The organism is Iodidimonas gelatinilytica (assembly GCF_008579125.1).
Taxonomy (GTDB): domain Bacteria; phylum Pseudomonadota; class Alphaproteobacteria; order Sphingomonadales; family Rhodothalassiaceae; genus Iodidimonas; species Iodidimonas muriae.
This window is the reverse complement of sequence record NZ_BKCL01000011.1, coordinates 44842-71399: the sequence shown is the minus strand read 5'-3', so window position 1 is coordinate 71399 and position 26558 is coordinate 44842. Positions and strand designations below refer to the sequence as shown.

Here is a 26558-nt window from a genome sequence, read left to right as displayed (position 1 = left end):
GGCAGCGCCGCCACCCTCCACCAACAAAAGTCTGGATTCCCGGGTCAAGCCCGGGAATGACGAAAGAAAAGGCGCAAGCCCGATGATAACGCAAAAAGCCACACCCCCGGAACCGATGCAAAAGGAAGGGCTTGGCCCACACCCGCTGATCCACTACAACATCCAAGAAGATAGCGATCATCAAGGGCATTATGGACCATCGACGAATCGGCGACATTTTGGCAGAACAAGGCCTGATCACAGCTCAGGACAGGGCGCAGGCCGATGCCTTTCAGCGCGAAGTGGGCGGCTTGTTCGGTCAGGCTTTGGTGCGCCTTGGGGCCATCAGCGAAACCGATCTTCTGGCCGCCCTGTCGCAGCAGCTTGACCTGCCCGTTCTAACCGCGGCCACTGCGCCCGATGCCGCAGCCTGCATCGCTGCCAGCCAAATGCTTGATCTGCCGCCAAGCTGGATCACCCAAAGCGCTGCGCCCATCTGGTGCCTGCCCGCAGATCCGGAAAACAGCGATGAAGACCATCTGTGGCAAACGGATGTGATCTGCGCCGCGCCGCGCAACAGCCTTGATCCCGATATTATGGAACTGCTGGAAAGCCGCTGCAAAAACGTGCGCTATTTCCTTGCCCCCAATGCCATGATCGACAGCCTGCTTTCCCACCATGATCGCAATGGCGATAAGGCAGGCGTGGATGATGAAGAAGCCGATGCAGCGCGCTTGCGGGAAATGGCCGAAGAAGCGCCGGTGATCGATTTCGTCAATACCATTTTCAGTCAGGCCCTGCAGGAAGGGGCTTCGGATATCCATATCGAACCGTCCGAACATATGTTTCAGGTTCGCAGCCGCATCGACGGGGTTTTGCATATAAAATCCACCCAGCCGCGCCGCCGGTTCGATGCCGTTGTTTCCCGCGTCAAACTGCTTTCGGGCATGGATATTGCCGAACGCCGCCTGCCGCAAGATGGCCGCCAAACCATTCGCGTTTCCGGCGAAGATGTGGATTTGCGCGTGTCGTCGCTGCCCACATCCTGGGGCGAAGGGCTTGTGTTGCGGCTTTTGCGCAAACAACGCACCTTGCTTGATCTTTCCGGCCTTGGCCTGCGGGGCCGGGCGCGGTCTGTTCTGGATGGGCTTTTGCGCGAAAATCACGGCATCATCCTTGTCACCGGCCCCACGGGATCGGGGAAATCCACCACGCTTTACCGCGCTCTGGAAACGGTGAATGATGGCATCCGCAAGATCATCACCATCGAAGATCCGGTGGAATATGATATGGAAGGCGTGTCGCAAATCCAGACAAAGGCCGAAATCGGTTATGATTTCGCCCGTGGATTGCGCGCCATTTTGCGTCAGGATCCCGATGTGATCATGGTGGGGGAAATCCGCGATGGCGAAACCGCCGCCATTGCCGCCCAAGCCGCTCTTACCGGCCATTTGGTTCTCTCCACCTTGCACACCAATTCCGCCTTGGCCGCCATTCCGCGCCTTGTGGATCTGGGGCTTGAGCCGTTTTTGGTGGCCTCGGCCCTTTTGGGAACCGCCGCCCAAAGGCTGGTGCGCCGCCTGTGCCCCCATTGCGCCATGGAAGAAACAGACAAAGCCCGCATCACCGAACAAAACAGCTTTATAGAGCGCCTTGCCCGCGATTGCCCTGCATTGGCGCAAAGCCTGACGGGAAACAAAGCCCGCTGGCGCACCACGCGGGGCTGCGATGCCTGTTCCAATACCGGCTATCTGGGCCGCTTGGCCTTGTTTGAAATCGCCGCCATTGATGGCGCTCTGGCCGATGCCATTTCCCAAGGCCAGCCCTTGGGGGAAATGACACAGCTCGCCCGCAAGCGCGGCTTCATGACCCTGCTGGAAGACGGGGCGGAAAAAGCCCGCGCAGGGGAAACCACACTGCAAGAAGTGATGCGGGTGGTGGGTGCCTCGGTCATGGCGGAATAGCAGCACCGAAATGGCAGACTATAAACACAAATCCATGAAATCCGATGGTGTGGTGCTCACCGGCCACATCGAAGCCGCGAACGAACGCGATGCCTATCGCAAGCTGGTGGAAAAAGGGCTGGAGCCGTTTTTCATCAAGCCCGCCACCACCACCGGCCTGCCCTTTCTAGGCCGGCTGACAAGCCGCCTGAATGCCAAAGCCCGTGCCCGCTATGTCCGGCAAATGGCAACGCTTTTGGCCGCTGGCTTGCCGCTTCTGGATTGCATGGAAAGCCTGTCGCGCAATGGACATCCCGAATTGCGCGCCCGCAGCCTTAAAATCCGGCAGGGCTTACGCGCCGGTGAACGCCTGTCGCAAGCCATCGCCGCCAATATGCCGGACTTCCCCCCTATCTTTCGCAATTGGCGGAATTGGGCGAACAAACCGGCGGCCTTGCCGATGCGCTTAGCGATGCCGCCCAGCGCATGGAACAAGAAGAAGCCCTCCGCCGTGAAATCCGCTCCGCCCTCACCTATCCCGCCTTTCTGGCCGCCACGGGCGTTGCCATCACCATCTTCATGTTCCTTGTGGTGGTGCCTCAGTTTGAAGCCATGATCGGAGATGATTATTCAAAACTGCCGCTGATCTCTAAAATGGTTTTGTCGGCATCGGCAGTATTTCGCACTCACACTTTGGCCATCGGCATCGGTGCCATTGTGCTGTTGAGCGGCGTGCTTGGCTTCACCCGATCGCGCGATGCCCGCGCCCGCTTCAAAGCCCTGTTGGACCGCACCCCGGTTGTGGGGCCCTTTCTACGCCGGGCGCAACTGGCCAATTGGGCCCGCACCATGGGCATCGCCATGCGCAATGGCGCACCACTGCTTGCAGCCTTCGATCTGGCGGCCCGGTCTGTCACCAGCCCCGCCTTTTCCCAAGGATTGAAAGAAGCCCGCCGCGCCGTCCGCGCAGGGGAGCCGCTGGATGAAGCCCTGTCCAATGGCGTTGCCCTTGATCCCACCTTCACCGATCTGTTGCGCACAGGCAGGCAGGCCGCCGCCCTCGACCGGATGCTGGTGTTCATGAGCGATATTCTGGATGATGACGCCCGCGAACGCGCCAAACGCATCACAGCCCTTGCCGAGCCGGTGGCCATTTTGCTTATATCGCTGGTGGTGGGTACTTTGGTGGTCGGCATTGTGCTGGCCATGACAAGCCTTTATCAATTCGAGATCTAAGCCATGACCCCAAGGGAGATCAGCCCCATGCGCCGGAGAAAAAACCTGCGCCCCGATACCCGTTCGACACGCATCGGGCAAAGCGGATTCACTTTGCTTGAAATGCTGATCGTTATTGCCATCATCGCGGTGCTTGCCACCCTTGTGGGGCCGCGCCTGTTTGGCCAGCTCGATAGCTCTAAGGTAACAACCGCGCAGGCGCAGGTCCGCATGTTGCGCACCGCGCTCGATACCATGCGCATTGATCTGGGCCGCTATCCCACCGAACAGGAAGGACTTTCTCTTTTGGTGACACCGCCCGAAGATCCCGCCCTTCGCGCCAGCTGGTTCGGTCCGTATCTGGATGGCTCGGTGCCGCTTGATCCGTGGAAAAACCCTTACCGCTACCGGCTGCCGGACACACCGGGCGGCGTCGCTGAAGTCTATAGCTATGGCCCCGATAATGCCGAAGGGGGTGAAGGCCTGAATGCGGATATATCCTCCACACGCTAGGCACAAAAAGCCCTTGCAAAGGGGCTTTACGCTGTTTGAAATGCTGGTGGCTCTGGCCATTATGGGGCTGATTCTCGGCCTTGCCGCACCGCAATTCACCGCCCGTATAGAAAGCGGCAAGCTGATCGAAATGGCCGAATCTATCGCCACCCAAATGCGCGAAGCCCCCATGCGCGCCCGATTGGATGGCCGGACGATCCGCTATGGCAGCGCCTTGCAAGAACAAGATGATGGCCTTGCACAAGGCACGTTCGAGCTGGACCCGGGCTGGACGGTGCGCACAAATGGCACGCTGATCGTCTCGGCCATGGGCTTGTGCTCCGGCGGGGAACTTCAGATTTTTGCCCCGTCAGGCCGCAACAAGACCATCATCGTCACAGCGCCTTTTTGCGAAACCCGCATTGTGGATGCGCCACAGCGCGGCGCCTAAACGCCCTCGCGGTCTGTGGCAATGCCCATCGCCGTCAATATATGGCGGTTGATCTTGTGCACATCAAAGCGCTCTTCGGCCATATGGCGGCTTTCCCGGCCCATTGTGACGCAAAGTTCGGGCTGTTCAATAAAGCGAATCATGGCATCGGCCAAAGCCTCAGGATCCCGCACCGGCACCAGAAACCCGTTCACGCCTTCTTCCACCGTATCGCGGCAGCCCGGTACATCGGTTGTCACAATGGCCCGACCGGTGGCAAGGGCCTCGGTGGTGGACCGCGGCAACCCCTCGCGCCAGCTTGGCAGAACGAACACGGAAGATGCCGTCAGCCAAGGGCGCACATCCGCAACAGCCCCCGGCCATTCCACCACCCCCTCCTGCACCCAAGAAAGCACCGTGTCTTGCGTCAGGGAGCCCGGATTGTCGTCCAGCCCCCCCAACAAAACAAAGCGGGCATCGGGATAGCGGGATTTCACCAAACGGGCCGCATCGACAAATTCATAAACGCCTTTTTCCTGCAACAAACGCGCCACCAGAAGAAAGATCGGGGGCGTATCACCAGAAGGGAGCGGAGCATAGGCATATTGGTCGAGATAAACCCCTGTGCCATGCACATTGAGTGCCTTCTTTTCAGCCAGATGACCACGGCTCACAAAGTGCCCAAGGTCATCGTCATTTTGAAAAAACACCCGCTCGCAGCGGCCAAAAGCAATTCGATACAGACCCGAAACGATACCACGCAACAAATGGCGATTCAGCCTTTCTTTTCCCGCGGGCGGAATAAAGACATAGCCAAGCCCCGCCACCATCGCAAAGCGGTGCGGTACGCCCGCCAGCCAAGCGGCAAGGCTGCCATAGATCACCGGCTTGATGAAATAACCAAAACTGGCATCGGGCTTCAAACGCCTGAGCAACCGCGCCAATCGCAGCATATCCAGCAAATCCCGGAAGGGCCGCATCCCTGCACGATCAAGCGAATAACGGACAGGTTTTGCGCCCAGTTTGGCAATGGCTTGCTCCGATTGTGCATCAAAATCGGGAGCCAGTGCATAAACCCGCACGCCCTGAGCCGCCATCGCCCGTATCAAAGGGCCGCGAAAATTGATCATCGACCGCGCCTGATTGGAGATGATCGCCATAGAACGGATCCCTGCACCGGAAATATGCTGCGAGGCGACGGCGGTTTTATGAAAACGTTGAGACACGATGATCCTGCTCTCGGATTTTTTTCGGCGACGGATCGGATTGGTGCCGCCACCATGCCTGAAACATCAGAATATCCCACAAATGATAGTGCCAGCGCCGGCCACCCGACAGATGTTCTTGCCACAGCTTGCGGATCGGGGCGGGATCGAAAAAGCCATCCTCGCGCAGCTGCTTTTCATCCAGCAGATCTTCCGCCCAATCCCGCAAGGGGCCGCGCAGCCAATCATCAATGGGAACCCCAAAGCCCATTTTGGGACGATCAATAAGCTTTTGCGGCACATGGCGATACAGTACCTCGCGCAGGATATGCTTGCCTGCCCCATCTTTAATTTTGGCGCTCATAGGCAGTTGCCAAGCAAATTCCACCACCATGTGGTCAAGGAAAGGAACCCGCGCCTCCAGGCTAGAAGCCATGCTGGCGCGATCCACCTTCGTTAAAATATCATCCGGTAGATAACCCAGCGTGTCGAGGTACATCATCGCCTGACGGAAATCAGGGAAATCCGGCACCATATCGAACTCTTGTGAGCGGGGATCTTTGCCTCCAAGAACCACAGCACCGGGATCTTTCCAATGGGAGATCAAATCCCGATAGATCTGCATCCCATCAGAATATTCCAGAAAGGTAGAAAGTTTTGGCAGGCGATCTCGCAAAGCGGCTTGGCGATATGCTTTGGGTAAAAGCCGATTGACACCAGAAGCCACATGACCGGCAAAATTCGTACGCAAGAACCGTGCGGCAATTTCGCGGCTGAATTGGGGAGCCCGGCCAAGCGCCGCTTTCAAACGCATGGTTTGGAAATAGCGATGATACCCACCAAACAACTCATCCCCCCCGTCGCCAGACAGGCTTACTGTCACATGGGCACGGGTCATTTTGCTCAATAAATATGTGGGAATTTGCGAGCTATCGGCAAAGGGTTCGTCCCATATCTGTGGAAGACTCGGGATAACATCCTGCGCCTGTTGGGCCGTGATATATAACTCCGTATGATCGGTTCCCAAATGATGCGCCACCTCTTTGGCATAGGTGGCTTCATTATAGCCGCTTTCATGGAACCCGATGGAAAAGGTGCGCACCTTTTGCGCAGATTGCGCCTGCATCAAGGCCACAATGGTAGAGCTATCAATGCCGCCGGACAAAAAAGCCCCCAAAGGCACATCCGCTTCCATCCGACGGCCCACACTGTCCATCAACAATGTTTCAAGCCGGTCCACAAGCCCCGCCTCACAGGCAGGGGATTCAAAGCCCCCTCATGGGCGATCTTTTGAAAATCCCAATAGGCTTGTGGGGGCGGCAAGGCTTGCTCCCCTGCCTTTAAAATCACGCAATGGGCAGGTGGCAATTTCCGGATGCCCTGCCAAATGGACCAAGGAGCCGGGACATAATTATACCGCACATAAGCTGCCAAGCTCGCGATCGACGGTTTTTTGAAAACCGGGCCAGACCACAAGAGATTTCAATTCCGAGCCAAAAAGGAAGGTGCCATCTGCCGCAAATCCATAATAAAGCGGCTTTTCCCCCAACCGGTCGCGGGCCAGCAACAAGCTGCGCTCCTGCCGATCCCATAAGGCAAAGGCAAACATGCCATTGATCTGCGCTATCGCCTTTTGTACCCCCACCGCCTCGACCACGGCCAGCAGCGTTTCTGTGTCCGAATGACCGCGCCATGCCGGTGCGTTGCCTTGCTCCCCTAGTGCCGACCTCAGCGCATGATGATTATAAATCTCGCCATTATAAACCAACACATAGCGCCCGGAGGCAGAGATCATGGGCTGATGGCCAGCAGGCGACAGATCAAGGATCGAAAGACGGCGATGGCCGAGCCCTACCCCCGCCTCTGCATCCAACCACTGCCCCTCATCATCGGGACCGCGATGGCGCACCGCATCTGTCATGGTGCGCAAAATCTGCGCGCTCCCATCCGGAACGCCCTGCCAATTGATAAACCCCGCGATTCCGCACATGGGCTAAGAATTCCTTTTCTTGAACATCTTTCGGTCTACCGTTGGCTGTCGACATCCAGAATATCTTGATATAGGGCCAGATAATCCGAAGCCACTTTTGACAGACTGAATGCCCCGATCACCCTTTGCCGGGCACGCTTTCCCATATCAATGCGTTGTTCTTGTGGCATATCTTTCATCTGGACAAGGGCCTTGGCCAGCGCTTCGGGATCGCGGGGTGGCACAACCAGCCCGGTTTCCCCAAGCACTGCAGCCGATTCCCCCACATCTGTTGCAATGGCCGGAAGACCACAAGCCATGGCCTCCCCCAAAACATTGGGAAATGCTTCACTCCATGAAGAATTGACCAGACAATCCGCAACGGTCATCAGATCCGCAATGTCATCCCGCTCCCCAAGCAAATAGACACGATCATCCTGTAAGCCGCTCAAAGCCGGATTGCCAGCATCCACCTGCGTTCCGGCCAGAAGAAAGACCATCTTTTGGTCTTTGAGCCGCGCGATCGCCTGCAACAGGCTTTTATGGTCTTTCATCGGATGAAAGCGTGCCGCATGAAGAACAACAAAGGCATCCGGTTGAATACCAGCTCTGCCCGCAGTCTTGCCCCCACTTTCGGATCTGGCCGTAAACGGTCCGGATCGAAGCCATTGGGGATCACACAGGCTTTTTTAGAACTGAATCCGATATCTCTGTGCTGGTCCAGACTGAGATGGGCATTATAAGTGAGCGCCGCCAGCGATGGACTCAGGCTTGCCACAACCCGAATAACCAGGCGGGTGGCAAATTTTTCATCGGCCAACCGATAGAGAGACTGCCTGACCCCCGCCACCACAGGACGGCCTTGCGCTGCCAACCGGGCGGCAAGAATGCCATGATACATCCAGCCATGCACAAGATCAGGGTTCAGTTTCCGGACGAGCCCGCGCAATCGCAGCAGGTGCATTGGATTTGGCCGCCCCATGCGCATGCCCAGTTCATGAACCGGGATGCCAAGTGCACGGATTTTCTCGGCATATGGCCCGCCGCTGCCAAGCGACAACACGTGATGATTGGCCAGATTGCCATCCATAGCGGACAACAGCTTATAAAGCATATGCTCTGCCCCACCGCGACCAAGTCCGGTGATGATATGCAGGACAGACTTTGAAGAGGCCATCGCAAAAAGCGCTTTCTTTTCAACCAGAGACAGAGCGAAAAATATCGGCAAGCCGCACGGAAAGATGATCCAGACTGAAATTCTGAACAGCCAATTTGCGCCCCGTCTTGCCCATCCTGGCTCTTAATGTCCGATCGGCCAGCAATGTATCCAGCCCTTCTGTCCACTCCGCATGGGACCGTGCGCCAAAGCCAATATCCCCCAAGGCCAGCACTTCGGCATTCATTCCAACCGGGCTGACCACCACCGGCAGGCCACAAGCCATATAGGTGAGCATTTTATAAGAGCATTTGCCCCGCGACCAATCAGTGTCCTCGATGGGCATCAAACCAACACTGAGATCCTGTAGCGCCGCAACCTCAATATCAGGGGACCAGCGAATGAACTCCACTTTTTCGGCAGAAAGATTGCTGAAATTGGGGGGACGGTCACAAATCACCCGGAGTTTTGCGGTTTTATATGTCTCCAGGACCATCGCCAGAGCCGGTTCCAGCCGCTCCAACTGAATGAGGTTAGCACTGGACCCCGACCAACCAATGACAAGCGCCTCCGTGCCCTCATCGCTTTTGGGTGAAAATCTCTTGGTATCCACCGCCGTGGGCAAAAGAAAGGTCTTGCACCCCAAATCAGCGAAATAGTTTTGTAAAAAACTGTTGCCGCAAATCACTGCTTCACAGCGCCGCGCCAATTTGGCAGCAAAACCGCCGCGCTTATGCAGCCAAATGGCATCATCCACATCCAGAATGCGCGGCCCTGCAAAATAAGGCTCCAAGGTCAAAAGCGTACTCACCAACTCCCGTTGGAAAAGGATAAGGTCATAGCGCCGTGATTTTAAAACAGATGGCAAGCGCTCGATCAGGTTTTGCGCCAACCAGAATGGGCGTTTCCACTGCATCTCAGGGGGATATTGCCCGGCCTTTGAAGGAAATTCATCCACCCTGCATGCAAGGGGCTTCAAAGGCTCGATATATTGCCGCACCCGAAAGCGGGCGCTGGGGACGGATTGGCCACCTGTGAAAGCGGCAATATTCAAGGGATGCAATGTCATAGAAACGGGCCTTATGCTCTTGATAGTGCTTGCGTGCCCAGCCTTGAAGCGCGTGCAGTGGGGTCGAATAACCGGATGCGCCGCGCCATCGTGAAAACAAGCCCCAATAAAGCCAGCTTGATCATCGGGTTGAGCGCGGTCAGCAAAGAATCAGCAAGAATGCTTAAAATCACACCAAAAAACAGCATGGAATAAAACGAAACCCAGATCAGTTGATTGGATTGTGCCATTTTATACACAGCACCGGCAATCAGGCCGATAAAAAAGGTAAAGATACAAACCCCCGCAAGGCCATAATGGGGATAATAGAAAAAATAAATCGTATAAGTGTTATAACCATGAAGGCCCGGCCCCACCTCGATAAACTTTCCCGGTGGATTGGGGGCGGGAAAGAAACTCCCGAAATAATTGATAACCCGGATGAAAAACTCCCACGGCCCTTTCACTTCTGGAATGACCTCGAACCCGTCCAGATAAAGACTGAACGCCACAGGACCAGTGGTCAGATAATTCAAAAAGGTCTGCCCGGTAAGACTTGCCGCCTCCAGGTAAGATATATTCCCTCCGGCCGAAACAGCACTGCGCAGCACAGTAATCGCTCCGAATGCTACCAAAACAAACATTGTCAGAACAATCAACGCCTTGACCGGCAACCGTTTTTGGGTCAGCCCATAAACGGCAAAAGCCCCGACCAATAGGCTCAATAGCCCCCCCTTGGCCGCCGTAAGAAGATTATAAACAACGGCAAGGCCAAACAACACGGCGATCAGCAGTCGCCACCGGCGGCCCCCTTGTGTGACAGCTAGAGCAATCAGCGTTCCGAACGTGGACAAAACCACCAGATTGCCCACAAAAGCTCCTCGAGACTGGTTTTGCGCTTCATCCAGCATGCCCTGGCGCACCTCAAGGAAAAACAGTGGTGAAAAAGGCGTGGCCGTCGAGAAAGACATGATATGGCGGATATAGAATGGCATCCCGATGATGAGCAGCATCAGCAAACCCATCAGCAAAATTCGATCGCTTTCATAAACGGTTTGCACCTGTAATGGGGATGAGCTAACGGGGCTTTGGCGTCGCCAGCGCATGCTTCCCAAAGCCGAACCAAATGAGAAATAAAGCGCGCCAGCCACAAAAATACCCAATGCCTCCCAAGAAACCGGGTAAAGCCACATTTGCGCAAAGCACATGAAGGCGAACACCACAAACCAAATGCCATTCCAGGCAACAGCGGGATGAAACCATGATCGTCCGGCATAAAGGCTGACGGCCATCAAGATGCCAAAAACAAAGGTCCCCACCAAAGCCACCAGAAGGCCACTCATCATAACGCCTTGCCAAGCCGGTCCTTGATATGTGCCAGCAATCCAAATGGCATCATCAAGGCTATTAGAATTTTCTTGGGGGTTTTGCTTAACAGTCTTATCGGCGACCGCCCTGCCCCAAAGCCAAATCGCGAATAATTTATTGCCGCCCGCAATAGCTGGCCCTTGGAAACCGGAAGTGATAGCACTGTACGATAGTACAAAAGTGTTCCATTCGGACTTTGATAGCGAATTTTCGCCATCTTATCGCTCAAGCTTCCCTCGGACAGCTCATAAATCCTTAGCGGCTCATTCACACAAAGTATTTTATACTTTAGACGAATTTGGTCCCACACAATGGCTTCCGCAATAAAATTCTCCCTTCAAATACGGGAAAAGGGAATTTGCGCAGCACATCCGTGCGATGGAACCCCCATTTTTCGCCCTTAAAGTTCTTAAGGTCAGAGATGGTCGCAATAAATTTGTTCTCAGGATAACGATCACCGACAATGTTTCCGTCCCGATCCATACAGAGACAGCTGATTCCAGAAAATTCCTGCTTCTCTTCAGGAGAGAGCTCATCCCAATATTTCAGAAAAGTCGCAAGGGTTTCCGGAACACATCTATCATCAGAATCAAATCTTAAAAACAAGTCCCCCTGCGCAAGATCCAGTGCTTTATTATGAGCCGTATGAGGTCCACCATTTTTCTTCAGATGATATTTTATATATATCTTATCTTCTTTGATTAATCTCTGCACATACTCATCTGTACCATCAGTTGACCCATCATCAATAATAATCCATTCGAAATTTTTATAGGATTGCGCCAAAAGAGATTCATAAACATTATAAATCAAATTTTTTCTATTATAAGTTGGCGTAAAAATAGTGAATTTCATGGCAATATTTTCTATATATTCATAATATATATTTTAATATCCAAAAGCTCTAAGGGTGCTAGAATTTACATCCGCAAATAATCGCAGCTTGGCATCCTTCCTAAAAGACAAAGCCCGCGATGGACGAATATCCAAAACGCTAGATTTTATAGCTTTTTCATCACATTCCAGAGAACAAAACTCTGCGGCTCGTTCAATGATAGCGAAAGGATCGGCTAAAAACTCTTCATACACGATGTCCAGCTTTTGATGATCGGGCAGGGTCTGAAGCTGACGTTCTACTTCCTGCAAATACTCGGCCCAAAGGCTAAAGCCACCTTCAATCTTCGCGCAGCGCGGTGATTCCATAAACCCACTCCGTTTAGGCCGGAGTGCGGCAAGGGCACGATACTTCAGATAATGTTGACTGATCGTTGTCAGTCCCTTCGCACCCCGCACCGCAAGGCTTTGTGCGACATCCACCCCATGCCGCCGTATATGAATGACACGAGCGTCGGGAAACAGGCGTAGCCAAAGCGGCAATGTGAAGCTGTTGCGCGGGTCTTTCCAGCCCCATGGTTCTTGTAGATTGCAGATTTTCCGATATTTCAAATATCGCTTCAATCCCAGAAAATGCAACGCACGCGGCCCATTCATCTGATCACGCACATAACGTTCCACCCAGCCTAAAAGAACCTCATTATCCCAAAGGTCATGGATCGGTTGCGGATAATCCCAGCGGCCACCGCATTGCTCCAGCAGCCATGTGTTCAACTTCAAAAAGAACACAGCTTCATTATTGCCTTCCTTATGCGCTCCCACAAAAAGACCCAAGCGCTCCAGAACCCGTCCAAGCATACTGGTGCCCGAACGATGCATTCCGATAAAAATAACAGGAGACTGTTCACGCATGCCACAAAAGCTCTCAACGAAAAAGGAGGGAATAGTTGCACGGCACAATGCGCAAATAACGCATGACATAAAAAGACGATAGAATATTTTGCAAGGCCAAAGGCACTGCCACCGCCAAGGCCGCCATTGTCAGCCCCGCTCCGCCCATGATCAAGCCTGACATCAGCAACGCCGAAAGAGCTGCCAGCGCCACCGACTTCCAAAGCTGGCGTTCATGGCCGGTCATGATGAGCAAAAACCCCACCGAACCTGTAGCCGCATTAACAAACTGTCCCACCGCCAAGATTGAAAGCGCTGTGGCACCATCTTTGAAATCCCCGCCGAACAACCCCAAGACAAAAGACGGAAAAAGAATGAAGCACAACAGGATAGGCGCCGCCAAAAGGGTTATAAGCGCCGTGGATTTAACCGCTAATGTCTGAAGCGCATCATGATCCCCTTTTGCCCAAAGGGCGGCAAATTTCGGGGCGGCAATGCTGTTCACCGCCACCAGCAACAAGCTGGTCAAGGTCGCCGTACGAATAGCAACACCGAACAGCCCCACCTCTGCACTGGTCCCGAACGCCCCCAAGGCCAATAAAGGCACCCATTGCATCAACAGATGCAAGACCGAAATGCCCCCCAATGGCCCCGCGGAACGAAGCAACTGGCTATATGAAAAATGCGTATTCCCCCCCTTGCCCTGCCGCGAAAGCTGCCAATGCCAAAACCCCCAGCCCAGAAGGAGGGCCATCAGCGCCGACAATATATAAGCCATGACCGCTCCGCTTGCTCCATAATCCCCGGCAAGCAAGAACAGCCCCAAAAGGGCAAAGACAGGTAAAATCACGCCTTGCAGAATTTGCGAAGCAAGATCTTTTTCAAGCCTTTCAGGCCTTCCACAAATATCGGCAAAATCGCCAGAACCGGCAAAGCAATGGCAACGATTCTCAAAGAGACTTCGAGCGCGGGTTCGTGAAAAATCCGGATAGCCAGGAAGGGGGCTGAAAAAAATACCAAAACCGCCAGAAGTACGGATATCGAAAGCGCCAAGATCACAGCCCGCGACAACACGGCCCGCACATCATTCCAGCGCCCATTGGCGGCAAAGCCCGCCACATAACGCAATGTGGCACTATCAAGCCCCCAAAGCGCCACGGTCGCCCCCACTTGCAAAACCGTTAGCGCCAGAAAAAACAGGCCCGTATCCGCCACGCCCAAAAGGCGTGCCGCCAGAACATTGAACAAAAACATCAGGCCCACGCCGGCAATCTTCACGCCGAAGGTGATCGCGGCGCCCGAGAGAACCTCACTCAAATGCTCGTCACTTTGTCGCGCAACCCAGCGTTTCAACCCGGCGAAACGGTTCTCCCTTGCCATTACAAAACCCTGTTTATGGCCAAGCCGGGATCAAACACGAGAGAATGCCCCCCGAAAGGCTTCAACCCCCAAAGCCAAACAGCCCCCCAGCGCCAGGCCAAAAAAGAGTGAAAGCAACACAATCAATGGCCGTTTGGGGTGCGAGCGGTCTTCAGGCGGTACAGCTTTATCAATCACCTTAAAGGCATAATCGGGGCGAGAATTTGCAAACATCACCCGTTCCAACTGGCTTTGCATCAAGCCATAGATCGTATCTTGGACGCCGGCCACGGATGTTTTTTGAATTTCTTCGCGCAGAAAAGAAATGGCACGGCTGGATTCGCTCACGGTCCGCGCCCGAATTTCAGCATTGGCCTGCGCCACAAAGGCATTGGTCCATTTGGCAGCCAATTCAGGGTTCCGCACCACAAAAGACACGGTAATCAAGCCGGTTTCCGTATCTTCCCGCAAATGCCGCACCTTTTTATCGAAGATATTAAAGGCATCCCAATCGCTTGGAATGGAACTGGGAGGACGCCAGCCTTCATCCTCCGACAGACGGGCAATCAAATGCGACAGACCACCAATCATGCGCGCAAGAAGCCCCGGTTCACCGCTTCGCCAATCCTGTGTTTCCGGGTTCCATCGCTCGTGAAACAGATAGGGCATGAGATCATTTTGCGCGATAAAGCGCATGGAAAATTCTCGCGATTTCAAAATCGCCATATTGGCCTGCGCTTCCGCATCCCCCCCGTCAAGAGTGATCCCGGCCAAGGACGTGGCCCCACCAAACTGGCTGGCAAGCGAGGAAAACGCTCCCCCCGCTTCCTCTGATGTCGCAGGCTGAATGATCGCCGATGCCGTATAAAGCGGTTTTGCGAAAATGGCATAGGCAAGGCCCATGGCGCCCACCACCATCACTGTTGCAAGGATCAACATCCAGCGTCGGCGCAGCGCCAAGATCACATCGCGTACATAAATATCGCGATTATCCGCATGGCCTGCCACATGGTCTGCCGTCATATTTGAGCACCCTGTTTTCCGGCGGTCTTTAAAGGCCGCTCATGATATATATTGTTTATCGATCCATTGGTTATAACGGCCATCCAAAAGGGCACGCCACCAGGATTCGTGTTCCAGATACCAGTTTATCGTGGCCTTTAATCCGCTGGTAAAATCATAAGCCGGATCAAACCCCAATTCCCGTTTTATCTTTCGCGCATCAATGGCATAGCGCCGGTCATGGCCCAAACGATCCTCGACAAATCGCTTTAGGCTTTGTGTTGGCTTTCCCTTCACCGGCGGCGCATCAGGAAACCGCTCCGCCAAAGAAGGGTGCGCGACAAAAGCCGCGTCGATCTCCGCGCACAATTGGTCAATCAGTGCAAGATTGGTCAACTCGCAATTTCCACCAACAGCATAAACCGCGCCAGATGTGCCTTGCGTCAAAATCTTGTGGATAGCGCGGCAATGGTCTTCCACATGCAGCCAATCGCGGATACTGGCACCATCACCATAAACGGGCAAAGGCTTGCCATGAAGCGCATTGATCAAGAACAGCGGAATCAGCTTTTCAGGAAACTGGTAGGGGCCGTAATTGTTGGAGCAATTGCTGATGGTGACATCAAGGCCATAGGTATGGTGATAAGCCCGCACCAAATGGTCTGACGCCGCTTTCGATGCGGAATAAGGGGAATTGGGGGCATAAGGCGTGCCTTCATGAAAGGCTGGCTCAGATGGCCCCAAAGAGCCGAACACTTCATCAGTGGAAATATGGTGGAAACGATGCGGACGGCCACTACCCGTATCCAACCAAACTTTTTTAGCCGCACGTAATAATGTGTGCGTGCCCACCACATTGGTTTGGATAAAGGCATCGGGATTATGGATTGACCGATCCACATGGCTTTCCGCTGCGAAATGCACCACCGCATCCACCGCATAATCGGACAGCAAATCACATACTAGATCATAATCGCCAATATCGCCCTTTATGAAGATGAACCCGTCATCATCATCCAGATCGGCAACACTGGCCCGATTTCCGGCATAGGTCAGCGCATCCAGCAAAACGATCCGGGCTGCCGGATTATGCGCTTTTAAAAAATGAACGAAATTCGCACCGATAAACCCGGCCCCACCTGTGACAAGAAATGTCTGCATATGGCGTCCCATGCTCCCTTGGCCGACCGCGCCCTGTCACAAATATGTGGCAAGGACATCATCGCGCGGGCAGTTCATTCCCGGCTCATAAGTGGTCACGATTATCTTGTTTCTTTCGCCACTTTAGATAGCGCCCAACAAATGGCAACGCAATTGCCATAGCCCTTCCTCGGAAAAACCACAAAGCGGGGCGCACATGACCAAGCCATTATGGCAAGACCATGGTCAAGTGGCATGAGACGTTGGAAGGGAGGCATCGAATGCTGCCATAGTGCGGTGTTCTAAATCGATCAGCTTTTGTTTGCGCCACAAGCCGCCGCCATAACCAGTGAGATCGCCCCCGGCTCCGATGACCCGATGGCAAGGAACAATAATGGCAAGTTGGTTCGCTCCATTGGCCCGCGCCAACGCCCGCACCGCAGAAGGCCGACCGATCAAGGCTGCCATCTGACTATAGCTGCGGGTTTGCCCCATGGGGATGCGTTGTAGTTCCTGCCAGACACTTTTTGTAAACGGGCTGCCCCAAAATGTTAGCGGCGTTTGGAAGCTGCAAAGTTCCCCTTCAAAATACGCCTTAAGCTCCCCCTGTATCTGTTCAATGGGATCAAACCGCCCAAAGCCCAGATCTCCGCGCACCGCCTTACGCAATTTTTTCAGTTCATTGGGCAGGGCCTTGCGATCAAAAAACTCCAAAAGATGCAGGCTTCTTTTGTCACTGACCGCGATCATTGGCCCAAGAGGCGTTTTGATCCAGTCGGCTTTCAAAAGGGATTGATTGGAAAATTGGCTCAAAGGATCGCCCAGCAAGCGTGCAAAGGCTGTGCGAAATCCACTGGCGGAGTCAAACCCGGCATCCAATTGCGCATCGATCACCCGTCCGCCACGGGCCAGTGTCTCCACCCCGTCTTGTACACGCCGCAGCCGTGCCATTTCCAGAAATGTCACACCAAACTGCCGTTTGAAACGGCGCCGCACCGTCGATAGGTCAAGGCCCATTTTTACCAGATCAGCCTCAGACCAGCGATAACCCGGCAGCGCCTCCAAAGCCTTAAGCAAGCGCGCAATCAAAGGGTCGGCCTGTGCAGCGCTCTCGAGAGGGCGACATCGTTTACAGGGTCGAAATCCCGCTTCCATACAAGCTCCCACCGTTTCAAAAAACAGACAATTTTCACGTTTGGGTTTCCGCGCCGGGCAGCTTAGACGGCAAAAAATCTGCGTAGAGGTCACCCCCACAAACGCCCGCCCATCATAATCGGCGGCGCGGTTCAAAAGGGCGTCATAAAGTTCATCATTGGAAGACCATGGGTATATCATAAGGGGAAATTAGCAGATCCCGTTTATGCCGTCCGCCGCAAATCAGGCATGGAAATGGGCCTTGCAATTTTGCTGCGCCCCGGAAAGGGTGGAGCCGCCGATTTCAAGTCCTTCAAGCCGCGCGTGTATCCTCATGGTTTTTTTATTATTCGCCTTTTTTCTAACCGCCCTGCTTTACGCCACCGTCGGGTTTGGCGGCGGCTCCACCTATAATGCGCTTCTGGTACTCTCCGGCACCGATTACCGGCTGCTCCCGGCCATCGCCTTGCTGTGCAATATTATCGTGGTGGCGGGCGGGGTTTGGCAGTTTGGAAGACGCGGCCATCTTCATCTGAAGAAAATCGCCCCATTTCTTGTCACCTCGATCCCCTTGGCATGGATGGGCGGGCGCTTGCCCGTCTCTGAAATGGTGTTCATCGGGCTGCTGGGCCTGTCCTTGAGTGCCGCCGGCTTGCGTATGCTTTTGCAAAAAAAACCAGATGGTACAGCCAGCATAAAACCATCCAATCCGTGGCTCAATGCTGCCATCGGCGGGGCCTTGGGCTTTCTATCGGGCCTTGTGGGCATCGGCGGCGGCATTTTTCTCGCCCCGATTCTGCATCTGATGCGCTGGGATACGGCGCGTGCCATTGCAGGCACCTGCAGCCTGTTTATTCTCGTCAATTCCATCAGCGGTCTTTTCGGTCAGGCCATGAAGCTCGACAATCTGCAAATACTGGGGCAACTGACAGATTACTGGATGCTTATCCCCGCCGTGCTGATCGGCGGACAAATCGGCTCGCGCCTTGGGGCGCAAGCCCTATCGGAAACGCTTTTGCGGCGGCTGACCTCGGTGCTGGTCTTATATGTTGCCGTCCGCTTGCTGATCCGTTGGGCAGCCCTTGCGGGTGCTTGATTGGGCGCATGGGGATCCCCGATGAATGCAATGACAGCCTGTGTCATATAAAATCACCCTTCTTATAATGATTGCCTTGCAGCAACGGATGCACCGCTCCGGTTCAAACCGCTTATACCGCGCCTGCTACAACCCCTGTTTCAGACTTAACGACCTGCAGCACGAAACTGGAAAATCAGACGGAGACGTAAATGTCAACTAGGTTAACAATTAAAGATGTTGAAGCTCCCTTACAGCAGCCGCTTGGGCAGGCACTGATCAGCGCGAATCAGTGGATGTCGTCCAGTCTGCTGCATCTGATGAAAGCTAAGGGGCACGACAAGCTCACGGGCGCGCATCTGACCTTTTTCTGTCATCTCAATTGCGGTGTGACACATGCCTCTGAGGTGGCGCGGCGAATGGGGATCAGTCGTCAGGCTGTCTACAAGATTACACGCGAGCTTCAGCGGATTGGCGCGCTTGAGCTGAGGGAGGACCCGGACGACAAGCGTCAGAAAACGATCATCATGACAGACCTTGGTGAGCGCGTGGCCCTTGATACGCGCGTTTCCATGGCGGAAGTTGAAGCCCATTTGCGCGAAGTGGTGGGGCTGAGGCGATTTGAAAGCATGGCGCAAATTCTGCGCCTCGAATGGGGACCACAACTTGGTGCCGAAACCGGCGAGGCTGAAGGTCAGGAAGCATTGACGGCGCAGGCACTGCCACTTAGCGCTACCGACTTTCTTGATGCCTATGCCATCAGACTTGGAGCTTCGCTGCCGGAAGAAGCGACACTGGAAGCACTGGCGCGTTTACAGCGTCTGCATATGTCTGTGATCCCTTTTGAAAATATCGATGTTTTTCTGAAGCGCGGCATAAGCCTGACAAGAGCATCGCTTGTGGCGAAAATTCTCAAAGGACAGAGGGGCGGATACTGTTTTGAACTGAACCTGCTTTATGCGGACCTGTTGAGAGCCCTCGGCTTTAGAGTGTCTCAACATCTAGGGCGGGTGTGGATTCGCGATCCGCAGCAGACCCCTCCAAGAACCCATCTCACACATATTGTTGAGCTCGAAGAGGGGCGGTTTCTGACGGATGTCGGATTTGGCGCGCGTGCTCTTCGAGCGCCTCTGAATATTCAAACGGACACACCTGTGGACGATGGCGACGGCTTTATTCGCATGATTGCCATAAGTGACGATGAAAAGATGGTCCAGCGGCTCCACAAAGACACATGGAAAAACCAATACAGCTTTGAGTTACGACCCGCCGTCGATAGCGATCTAGAGTCCGCCAATCATTATATGGCGACGCATCCAGAATCCCATTTCCGCCATGGGCTGTTCATCGGCCTGTTTCATCCAACTGGTCGTACCGGACTCTGGAACAACAGGCTCACTGACAGGCACGGCGACGAGATGACCGAAGGCGATCTGGCGTCCTTCGACGCTTGGGAGGCTATTTTGAAGGATCGGTTTGGTATATCGCTTTCACTCAGCGCGGTAGAGAAAGAATTGGTTTCAAATATTTTGAGCAATGGCGATGGAAAATCATAGCGCCTTGCTAACCTGAACGCCGTGCTATGACATTCTGAATCTGGTAGCCGGGTGCAAACTGTTGTCGGCCCTATACGGTAGGTTCTTCAGAAAAGTTCTGGAGTATAGTGGCGCACCCGAGAGGATTCGAACCTCTGGCCTCTGCCTTCGGAGGGCAGCGCTCTATCCAGCTGAGCTACGGGTGCCTTGAGCCATGTCGCATCATGGTGCGTGCCAAGATCAGGCTGGCGGACACTAGCGGAAATGCCCGGCCATTGTAAATGCACAAAGCGCATTTTTTGCACGCCGCCTTAACAGACTGTCCCAGACGGCTTTTTAAACCTTATGGCCATCGATACGGCGGGCAGCAAAAGGCGGAGTAAGCACCGTATCTTTGGCTTCGCGCAGTTGCTTTGGATAATCTGCCGTATAATGAAGACCGCGTGATTCTTTCCGCGCCATGGCAGACCGCACGATCAGCCCCGCCACCGTAACCAGATTGCGCAATTCCAACAGATCGCCGGTCACATGGAAATTGCCGTAATAATCCTGGATTTCGCGGGCGAGAAGATCCACACGATGTTGCGCCCGTTCCAAACGTTTATCGGTGCGCACAATACCCACATAATCCCACATGAAACGGCGCAATTCCGCCCAGTTATGGCTGACCACAATTTCTTCATCGGAATTGGTGACGCGGCTTTCATCCAATTGCGTGCCAAGGCGGGATTTGGCAAATCCTTTAGCCGCCAGACGATGTTTTCCGCCGCCGATTGGCCATAAACCAAACATTCCAGCAAGGAATTAGAGGCCATGCGATTGGCCCCGTGAAGACCGCTATGGGACGCTTCGCCGATACAATAAAGCCCTTCCAGATCGGTGCGTCCGGCCCGATCGATCACCACACCGCCACAGGTATAATGGGCGGCGGGCACCACCGGAATCGCCTGTTTGGTAATATCGATCCCATAATCAAGCAGCGCCGGTAAATGGTGGGGAAATGGCCGATCACGAAATCCGGATCGCGGTGGCTGATATCCAGCAACACATGATCCAGCCCCAAGCGCTTCATTTCATGGTCGATGGCCCGTGCCACCACATCGCGCGGCGCAAGTTCGCCCCGCTTGTCGAAGCGGTCCATAAAGCGCGTGCCGTCCAGCAGCGTCAGATGTGCCCCTTCACCGCGCAATGCTTCGGTGATGAGAAATGTTTTCGCCTTGGGATGAAACAGGCAGGTGGGATGAAACTGGTTGAATTCCATATTGGCAATGCGGCATCCGGCCCGCCACGCAATGGCGATCCCGTCCCCCGTCGAGCCATCGGGATTTGAAGAATAAAGATACACCCGGCTTGCGCCTCCGGTGGCCAGCACCACCGCCTTGGCGGCGAACACATCCACATGGCCGGTGCGCCGGTTCAACAAATAAGCGCCATGGCACCGGTCCGAGCCTTTACCATCACCGGAAAGATGCCGATTGGTGATAACATCCACCGCCACATGATGCTCTAAAACGGTGATATTCGGTTCGGCGCGGGCACGGCGCTCCAACGCCTGTTGCACCGCCCGTCCCGTGGCATCATCCACATGAATCACCCGGCGCACCGAATGGCCGCCTTCCCGCGTCAGATGATAGCCCGCCGCATCGCTGTCTTCCTCGCTGCGGGTAAATTCCACCCCCAAAGAGATCAGATCCTCGATGGCCGCCGGACCGCGCTCCACCACAAAGCGTACGGCGTCTTTATCGCACAGCCCGTCACCGGCGATCAGCGTGTCTTCGATATGGCTTTCCACCGTATCGCCCACCGACAGAACGGCGGCGATGCCGCCTTGCGCCCATTTGGTGGACCCTGAAGACAATTTCCCCTTGGAAACCACCGCCACACGGCCATGGGGGGCAATTTTCAGCGCCAAGGACAGCCCGGCCGCCCCTGCGCCGATCACCAGAACATCAAATTCAGCTTTCATGATCAGGCTGCTGCATCGGCATCGCTGCCACGGGTCAGTTGCAGGAAAATATCCTCCAGATCGGTTTCATCCGTGGACAAATCACGCACCTCAAGCCCGGAAGCCGATAAGGCCGCCAGCACCGCGCCCACATCATTGCCCTTCCGCGACACCTGGAATGCCAGGCGATTCGGCCCTGCCAAACGGGCACGGAAGCCATTGAAATGTTGGGGGATCTCGGAAATCTCGCTGGCCAGATCGATCAGAATCTCCTTTTCATCAATCCGCGCCAGTAGATCCGGCGTCGGCTCAGAGCACACCACCTCACCATGATTGATGATGGCGATGGTGTCGCACAGCTCTTCCGCCTCTTCCAGATAATGGGTGGTCAACACGATAGTGGTGCCCCGCGCATGCAATTCGCGCACATAGGTCCATAACAACTGGCGCAGTTCGATATCCACACCCGCCGTCGGTTCATCGAGAATCAACACCGGCGGGGTGTGCACCATGGCTTTGGCCACCAGCAAACGCCGCTTCATCCCGCCCGACAAGGTGCGCGAATAGGCGTGGCGTTTGTCCCACAAATGCACGGCTTTCAGCAATTCTTCGGTGCGCCGTTCGGATTTTGGCACGCCGTACATCCCGGCCTGCACTTCCATCATTTCCCACGGCGTGAAAAAGGCATCAAAAACCAGCTCTTGCGGCACCACCCCGATGGAGGCACGGGCATTGCGCGGATTTTCATCCAAATCAAAGCCCCAGACACGCGCTTCTCCCGAACTTTTGTTCACAAGTCCGGCGAGAATATTGATGAAAGTGGATTTTCCCGCTCCATTGGGGCCCAAAAGGCCAAACATAGAGCCTTGCGGAATGTCCAGATCGATGCCCTTCAAAGCACGTTTGGGCGAGGGGCCACCATAGGTTTTCTCAAGGGAACGCACATGGATGGCAGAGGGGGACGTCATAACCGGACACTCCTTTCAATCGGATCGTATCCCTTGCGCTAGCACCAGCCCCGCCTTCGGTCAATGCGTCCATAAAGGCATGACCCTAGTTGTGTGGCCAGATTGGCAGGGTTATACAAACAGAAAATACGCGCGCGATGCGTTTCTCAAGTCAAGAAGGACAGCCAAACAATGACCACCCCTCCACCGGAAACCCTGATCGTTGATAAAAAGACCGTCTCTTGCGATGGCGGAGAAGGCGCGTTGGGCCATCCCCGCGTTTATCTGACCATGGGCGATGAAGGCCGCGTGGAATGTGGCTATTGTGATCGGGAGTTCATCCTGAAAGGCGGGCCTGCGGATAAAAGCAGATCAAAGGCCGCGTAGCTCCCTTTCGACATCGTCTCTCGCACTATCGTCCGGCACCCTTTTGCGGGCTGCCATCTTTTATGAAAGCACTGCCCCATGACAGACAGCAAACATCTCTATCTCGTCGATGGGTCGGGCTATATTTTCCGCGCCTATCACGCCTTGCCCCCCATGACCCGCAAGGACGGTACCCCCGTCAATGCGGTTTACGGCTTTTCCAACATGCTGCTCAAGCTGCTGAAAGACGTGAATGAGGGGGAAGCCCCCACCCATTTTGCGGTGATTTTCGATGCGGCGCGCAAATCCTTCCGCAATGATATTTACGATGCCTATAAAGCCCATCGCCCCCCGGCGCCGGACGATCTGGTGCCGCAATTCGCGCTGATCCGCGAAGCCACCAATGCTTTCAACGTGCCCGCCATTGAAATGGAGGGCTATGAGGCTGACGATATCATCGCCACCTTTGCCACCCGCGCCCGGGCCGAAGGCTGGAAAGTGACCATCGTATCGTCGGACAAGGATCTGATGCAGCTTGTCAGCACTGATGTGAGCCTGTTTGACAGCATGAAAAACCGCCGCATCGGCGCAAAAGAAGTGCATGATAAATTCGGCGTCATCCCTGAAAAGGTGATCGACGTGCAGGCGCTTTGCGGCGATTCCGTAGATAATGTGCCCGGCGTTCCCGGCATCGGCCCTAAAACAGCGGCGCAGTTGATCGCCGATTATGGCGATCTGGAAACATTATTGGCCCGCGCCGGCGAGATCAAACAACCCAAACGGCGCGAAAATTTGCTGGCCCATGCCGATGATGCCCGCATGTCGAAAAAGCTGGTGACACTCCATTGCGATGTGCCGCTGGAAGATTGGACGCTGGATAAGCTGGCGGTCAGCTCTATGGAGCCGGAAAAGCTTTTGGCATTTGCCGACGACAACGGGTTCAAGGCCCTGCGGGCCCGTGTGGTGTCGCATTTGGGGGACGGCATCCCCGGCACCAGCCCGCAAGAAGCGGAAACCACCGAGATCAAAGCCACCAATTACAGCATTGTTGACCAGATGGCGGATCTGGAGCACTGGGTCGCCCGCATCCGCGATACCGGCATTGTGGCCGTGGATACGGAAACCACCTCTCTGGACCCCATGCGCGCAGAGTTGGTTGGTATCTCTTTATCGGTAAAAGGCGGCGAGGCTTGCTATATCCCCTTGCGCCACCGCAAAAGCGACGGGCTGGATTTCGGCACAGATACGCTCCGGCAACTCCCCGTCAAAGATGCCCTTGCGGCCTTGAAGCCGATCCTGGAAGACCCCGCCATTTTGAAGGTGGGGCAGAATATCAAATATGATATGGCGATTTTCGCCAATGAAGGCATCCGGTTCATCCCATCGACGATACCATGCTGATCTCTTATGTGCGCGATTGCGGGCTGCATGGCCACGGTATGGATGAACTGTCCGAACTGCATCTGGGCATCACCCCCACCCCCTTCAAAGATGTTGCGGGAACGGGCAAGAAACAGATCACCTTCGATCTGGTGCCCATAGAAAAGGCCGCCCATTATGCGGCTGAGGATGCAGATATCACCGGACGCCTTTATCGCCTGTTGAAACCCCGCCTGGCCGAGGCGGGGCTGCTCTCGGTCTATGAACGGCTTGAACGCCCGCTGGTGCCGGTTCTGGTGGATATGGAACGCGCCGGGATCAAGGTGGATCGCGCCGAACTGTCGCGCCTGTCGGCGGAATTTGCCGAAGGCATGGCCCGTCTTGAAACGGAAATTCACGAACTGGCCGGTGAAAGCTTCAATATCGCCAGCCCCGCACAGCTTGGCATATCCTGTTTGACAAGATGGACCTGAAAGGCGGCAAGAAGGGCAAAACCGGTGCCTGGTCCACCAGTGCCGATGTGCTGGATAAATTGGCGGCAGAGGGCCATGCTTTGCCGGAAAAAGTGCTGTCATGGCGGCAACTTTCCAAGCTGAAAAGCACCTATAGCGATGCTTTGGGAAAAGCCATCAATGAAAAGACCGGGCGGGTGCATACCAGCTTTTCCATGGCCATCACCTCGACGGGGCGTCTATCATCCACCGATCCCAATTTGCAGAATATCCCCATCCGCACCCCTGAAGGTCGCCGTATTCGCCGCGCCTTTGTGCCGATACGGGCAATCTGTTGATCGCCGCCGATTATAGCCAGATAGAATTGCGCATATTGGCGCATATGGCCGATATCGATGCCTTGAAAGATGCCTTTGCCAAAGGGGTGGATATTCACGCCCTGACCGCGTCCCAGGTATTTGGCGTCCCCATGGAAAACATGGATTCCGCCACCCGCCGACGAGCCAAAGCCATCAATTTCGGCATTATTTACGGCATTTCCGCCTTCGGCTTGGCGCGTCAGCTTGATATCGGGCGCGACGAGGCAAAAGCCTATATCGATGCCTATTTCGAACGCTTTCCCGGCATTCGCACCTATATGGAGCGCACCAAGGAACAGGCCCATGAAACGGGGCATGTCACGACCTTGTTCGGCCGGCGCAGCCATGTCTCCGACATCAATGCCAAAAATCCCAATTTGCGGGCCTTTGCCGAACGGGCCGCCATCAATGCCCCCATCCAGGGCACGGCCGCCGATATCATCAAACGCGCATGATCCGTATGCCGCAAGCGCTCTTGGATGCGGGCTTGCCCGATATCCGTATGCTCTTGCAGGTGCATGATGAACTGATCTTCGAAGCCCCCAAAGATCAGGTAGAAGCTGCCATTCCGGTGATCCGCCGCGTGATGGAGCAAGCCGCGGCACCGGTTCTTGATCTGGCCGTGCCTTTGCTGGTGGATGTGGGCACCGGTGAAAATTGGGATGATGCACATTGACCGACCTTTTGCCTGATTCCGCCCAATTATCGGTGTTTCTTTCGGCCACTTTGGTGCTGGGGCTGACACCGGGGCCGGATATGATTTTGGTGATAAACCGCTCGCTTGGCCTTGGCTTCAAGGCGGGAATGATCACCCTTTTCGGCATCATGGTGGGTGGAATGATGCACATGACAGCCGCGGCCTTCGGGCTGTCTCTTGTGCTTATCAATCTGCCCCACGCCTATGACATTCTGCGCTTTTTGGGCGCGGCCTATCTGTTGTGGATGGCCATCGGGATCGCCCGCCATGGCAACGGACTGGATCTCAACCATGCAGACCAAGCCACCCCGCGCCCCACATCACGGCTTTTGCGTCAGGCATTCTTGACCAATATCCTTAATCCCAAAGTGATTTTGTTCCTGTTGGCCTTCCTGCCCCAGTTCGTTCCGGCGCAGGCGGACAATCCCACCCAGCGTATTCTTGTTCTGGGCGCGTTTTTCTTTGGCATAGGCTTTGTCATCATGGCCCTCTTGGCCGCCCTTGCAGACCGTGTGCGCCATTGGGTAATGGCCCATCCGACCGTGCTCCGCGGGCAATCCTATGTCACCAGCGTGCTGTTGTTCGGATTTGCCGCCGCATTGGCCTTTTCCAACCGCCCCTGATGGGGAGCCAATGC

At 54.9% G+C, this 26558-nt stretch carries 21 protein-coding genes, 1 tRNA gene and 4 pseudogenes; 10 read left to right on the top strand and 16 right to left on the bottom strand.

The genetic code is table 11. The features are described from left to right. The first annotated feature begins 191 nt into the window (after window positions 1–191). The 5 genes and pseudogenes from JCM17844_RS12135 to JCM17844_RS12115 all read left to right on the top strand — a co-directional run bounded on the left by JCM17844_RS12135 (window position 192) and on the right by JCM17844_RS12115 (window position 4080). Window positions 192–1943: a GspE/PulE family protein gene (locus tag JCM17844_RS12135; protein WP_150001194.1), complete on the top strand. Its 1752-nt coding sequence runs from the start codon at window positions 192–194 to the stop codon at window positions 1941–1943. Between the two features lie 10 nt (window positions 1944–1953). Then, window positions 1954–2462: pseudogene (locus tag JCM17844_RS16925) on the top strand (type II secretion system F family protein); the annotation flags it as partial. Window positions 2463–2501: 39 nt separating this feature from the next. After that, window positions 2502–3158, top strand: a complete 657-nt coding sequence (locus tag JCM17844_RS12125) for a type II secretion system F family protein (RefSeq protein WP_371864765.1) — start codon at window positions 2502–2504, stop codon at window positions 3156–3158. A gap of 27 nt (window positions 3159–3185) precedes the next feature. Continuing rightward, window positions 3186–3650 (top strand): type II secretion system major pseudopilin GspG, encoded by a 465-nt coding sequence (gspG, locus tag JCM17844_RS12120; RefSeq protein WP_150001191.1) that lies wholly within the window; start codon window positions 3186–3188, stop codon window positions 3648–3650. A 13-nt stretch (window positions 3651–3663) separates the two neighbouring features. Continuing rightward, a complete protein-coding gene (locus JCM17844_RS12115; protein ID WP_210431924.1) occupies window positions 3664–4080 on the top strand; it encodes a pilus assembly FimT family protein in 417 nt (138 codons plus the stop codon). Here the strand turns inward: JCM17844_RS12115 and JCM17844_RS12110 are convergent. The 13 genes and pseudogenes from JCM17844_RS12110 to JCM17844_RS12050 all read right to left on the bottom strand — a co-directional run bounded on the left by JCM17844_RS12110 (window position 4077) and on the right by JCM17844_RS12050 (window position 17366). Further along, the gene (locus tag JCM17844_RS12110; protein WP_210431923.1) at window positions 4077–5285 is read right to left on the bottom strand and encodes a glycosyltransferase family 4 protein; all 1209 of its coding nucleotides are present in this window, start codon (window positions 5283–5285) and stop codon (window positions 4077–4079) included. The two genes, JCM17844_RS12115 and JCM17844_RS12110, sit on opposite strands and share 4 nt — an antisense overlap. Next, window positions 5266–7254, bottom strand: a pseudogene (asnB, locus tag JCM17844_RS17385) (asparagine synthase (glutamine-hydrolyzing)). Before asnB ends, JCM17844_RS12110 begins: the two are co-directional and overlap by 20 nt. Before the next feature lie 35 nt (window positions 7255–7289). Beyond that, window positions 7290–7787: a glycosyltransferase gene (locus tag JCM17844_RS12100; RefSeq protein WP_235899003.1), complete on the bottom strand. Its 498-nt coding sequence runs from the start codon at window positions 7785–7787 to the stop codon at window positions 7290–7292. Then, window positions 7784–8410: a glycosyltransferase gene (locus JCM17844_RS12095; protein WP_150001188.1), complete on the bottom strand. Its 627-nt coding sequence runs from the start codon at window positions 8408–8410 to the stop codon at window positions 7784–7786. Before JCM17844_RS12095 ends, JCM17844_RS12100 begins: the two co-directional genes overlap by 4 nt. A 19-nt stretch (window positions 8411–8429) precedes the next feature. Beyond that, a complete protein-coding gene (locus JCM17844_RS12090; RefSeq protein WP_150001187.1) occupies window positions 8430–9458 on the bottom strand; it encodes a glycosyltransferase family 4 protein in 1029 nt (342 codons plus the stop codon). Window positions 9459–9469: 11 nt separating this feature from the next. Further along, the gene (locus JCM17844_RS12085) at window positions 9470–10780 is read right to left on the bottom strand and encodes an O-antigen polymerase (RefSeq protein WP_210431919.1); all 1311 of its coding nucleotides are present in this window, start codon (window positions 10778–10780) and stop codon (window positions 9470–9472) included. Between the two features lie 313 nt (window positions 10781–11093). Then, window positions 11094–11660, bottom strand: a complete 567-nt coding sequence (locus tag JCM17844_RS12080) for a glycosyltransferase family 2 protein (RefSeq protein WP_150001185.1) — start codon at window positions 11658–11660, stop codon at window positions 11094–11096. Window positions 11661–11693: 33 nt separating this feature from the next. Further along, on the bottom strand, window positions 11694–12551 hold the full coding sequence (locus tag JCM17844_RS12075) for a sulfotransferase (protein ID WP_210431918.1): 858 nt from the start codon (window positions 12549–12551) through the stop codon (window positions 11694–11696). 13 nt (window positions 12552–12564) lie between these two features. Then, window positions 12565–13308 carry an MATE family efflux transporter gene (locus JCM17844_RS12070; protein WP_150001183.1) on the bottom strand — a complete coding sequence of 248 codons (744 nt, stop codon included), beginning with the start codon at window positions 13306–13308 and terminating at the stop codon, window positions 12565–12567. Between the two features lie 68 nt (window positions 13309–13376). Beyond that, window positions 13377–13910 (bottom strand): oligosaccharide flippase family protein, encoded by a 534-nt coding sequence (locus tag JCM17844_RS12065; protein ID WP_150001182.1) that lies wholly within the window; start codon window positions 13908–13910, stop codon window positions 13377–13379. Between the two features lie 30 nt (window positions 13911–13940). Further along, window positions 13941–14912, bottom strand: a complete 972-nt coding sequence (locus JCM17844_RS12060; RefSeq protein ID WP_150001181.1) for a Wzz/FepE/Etk N-terminal domain-containing protein — start codon at window positions 14910–14912, stop codon at window positions 13941–13943. A gap of 39 nt (window positions 14913–14951) precedes the next feature. After that, window positions 14952–16052: a dTDP-glucose 4,6-dehydratase gene (rfbB, locus tag JCM17844_RS12055; protein WP_150001180.1), complete on the bottom strand. Its 1101-nt coding sequence runs from the start codon at window positions 16050–16052 to the stop codon at window positions 14952–14954. 225 nt (window positions 16053–16277) lie between these two features. After that, complete coding sequence (locus tag JCM17844_RS12050; RefSeq protein ID WP_150001179.1) at window positions 16278–17366, bottom strand: bifunctional transcriptional activator/DNA repair enzyme AdaA; 1089 nt, start codon at window positions 17364–17366, stop codon at window positions 16278–16280. A 133-nt stretch (window positions 17367–17499) separates the two neighbouring features. Between JCM17844_RS12050 and JCM17844_RS12045 the strand changes: the two genes are divergently transcribed. Next, window positions 17500–18261 carry a sulfite exporter TauE/SafE family protein gene (locus tag JCM17844_RS12045; RefSeq protein ID WP_150001178.1) on the top strand — a complete coding sequence of 254 codons (762 nt, stop codon included), beginning with the start codon at window positions 17500–17502 and terminating at the stop codon, window positions 18259–18261. 191 nt (window positions 18262–18452) lie between these two features. Continuing rightward, window positions 18453–19796, top strand: a complete 1344-nt coding sequence (locus JCM17844_RS12035) for an arylamine N-acetyltransferase (RefSeq protein WP_150001177.1) — start codon at window positions 18453–18455, stop codon at window positions 19794–19796. Between the two features lie 108 nt (window positions 19797–19904). Here the strand turns inward: JCM17844_RS12035 and JCM17844_RS12030 are convergent. The 3 genes and pseudogenes from JCM17844_RS12030 to JCM17844_RS12020 form a co-directional block, all read right to left on the bottom strand. Next, window positions 19905–19981: transfer RNA gene (locus tag JCM17844_RS12030), tRNA-Arg, on the bottom strand. 130 nt (window positions 19982–20111) lie between these two features. Next, window positions 20112–21741, bottom strand: a pseudogene (nadB, locus tag JCM17844_RS12025) (L-aspartate oxidase). 2 nt (window positions 21742–21743) lie between these two features. Continuing rightward, entirely contained in the window at window positions 21744–22688 is a 945-nt protein-coding gene (locus tag JCM17844_RS12020) for an ABC transporter ATP-binding protein (RefSeq protein WP_150001176.1), read from the bottom strand. Window positions 22689–22859: 171 nt separating this feature from the next. Between JCM17844_RS12020 and JCM17844_RS12015 the strand changes: the two genes are divergently transcribed. From JCM17844_RS12015 to JCM17844_RS12005, 3 genes and pseudogenes are all read left to right on the top strand, one after another. Continuing rightward, complete coding sequence (locus JCM17844_RS12015; protein WP_150001175.1) at window positions 22860–23054, top strand: zinc-finger domain-containing protein; 195 nt, start codon at window positions 22860–22862, stop codon at window positions 23052–23054. Window positions 23055–23132: 78 nt separating this feature from the next. Further along, window positions 23133–25900, top strand: a pseudogene (gene polA / locus JCM17844_RS17380) (DNA polymerase I). Continuing rightward, the gene (locus JCM17844_RS12005) at window positions 25897–26544 is read left to right on the top strand and encodes a LysE family translocator (RefSeq protein ID WP_150001174.1); all 648 of its coding nucleotides are present in this window, start codon (window positions 25897–25899) and stop codon (window positions 26542–26544) included. Before polA ends, JCM17844_RS12005 begins: the two are co-directional and overlap by 4 nt. Window positions 26545–26558 lie beyond the last annotated feature (14 nt).

What these genes read in the sequence shown, in the direction of transcription:
- JCM17844_RS12135 (WP_150001194.1), top strand. Translation starts at nt 192, where the DNA reads ATGGACCATCGACGAATCGGCGACATTTTGGCAGAACAAGGCCTGATC.
- JCM17844_RS12125 (WP_371864765.1), top strand. Translation starts at nt 2,502, where the DNA reads ATGTTCCTTGTGGTGGTGCCTCAGTTTGAAGCCATGATCGGAGATGAT.
- gspG (WP_150001191.1), top strand. Translation starts at nt 3,186, where the DNA reads ATGCGCCGGAGAAAAAACCTGCGCCCCGATACCCGTTCGACACGCATC.
- JCM17844_RS12100 (WP_235899003.1), bottom strand. Translation starts at nt 7,787, where the DNA reads ATGAAAGACCATAAAAGCCTGTTGCAGGCGATCGCGCGGCTCAAAGAC.
- JCM17844_RS12095 (WP_150001188.1), bottom strand. Translation starts at nt 8,410, where the DNA reads ATGGCCTCTTCAAAGTCTGTCCTGCATATCATCACCGGACTTGGTCGC.
- JCM17844_RS12090 (WP_150001187.1), bottom strand. Translation starts at nt 9,458, where the DNA reads ATGACATTGCATCCCTTGAATATTGCCGCTTTCACAGGTGGCCAATCC.
- JCM17844_RS12085 (WP_210431919.1), bottom strand. Translation starts at nt 10,780, where the DNA reads ATGAGTGGCCTTCTGGTGGCTTTGGTGGGGACCTTTGTTTTTGGCATC.
- JCM17844_RS12080 (WP_150001185.1), bottom strand. Translation starts at nt 11,660, where the DNA reads ATGAAATTCACTATTTTTACGCCAACTTATAATAGAAAAAATTTGATT.
- JCM17844_RS12075 (WP_210431918.1), bottom strand. Translation starts at nt 12,551, where the DNA reads ATGCGTGAACAGTCTCCTGTTATTTTTATCGGAATGCATCGTTCGGGC.
- JCM17844_RS12070 (WP_150001183.1), bottom strand. Translation starts at nt 13,308, where the DNA reads ATGGCTTATATATTGTCGGCGCTGATGGCCCTCCTTCTGGGCTGGGGG.
- JCM17844_RS12065 (WP_150001182.1), bottom strand. Translation starts at nt 13,910, where the DNA reads ATGGCAAGGGAGAACCGTTTCGCCGGGTTGAAACGCTGGGTTGCGCGA.
- JCM17844_RS12060 (WP_150001181.1), bottom strand. Translation starts at nt 14,912, where the DNA reads ATGACGGCAGACCATGTGGCAGGCCATGCGGATAATCGCGATATTTAT.
- rfbB (WP_150001180.1), bottom strand. Translation starts at nt 16,052, where the DNA reads ATGCAGACATTTCTTGTCACAGGTGGGGCCGGGTTTATCGGTGCGAAT.
- JCM17844_RS12050 (WP_150001179.1), bottom strand. Translation starts at nt 17,366, where the DNA reads ATGATATACCCATGGTCTTCCAATGATGAACTTTATGACGCCCTTTTG.
- JCM17844_RS12045 (WP_150001178.1), top strand. Translation starts at nt 17,500, where the DNA reads ATGGTTTTTTTATTATTCGCCTTTTTTCTAACCGCCCTGCTTTACGCC.
- JCM17844_RS12035 (WP_150001177.1), top strand. Translation starts at nt 18,453, where the DNA reads ATGTCAACTAGGTTAACAATTAAAGATGTTGAAGCTCCCTTACAGCAG.
- JCM17844_RS12020 (WP_150001176.1), bottom strand. Translation starts at nt 22,688, where the DNA reads ATGACGTCCCCCTCTGCCATCCATGTGCGTTCCCTTGAGAAAACCTAT.
- JCM17844_RS12015 (WP_150001175.1), top strand. Translation starts at nt 22,860, where the DNA reads ATGACCACCCCTCCACCGGAAACCCTGATCGTTGATAAAAAGACCGTC.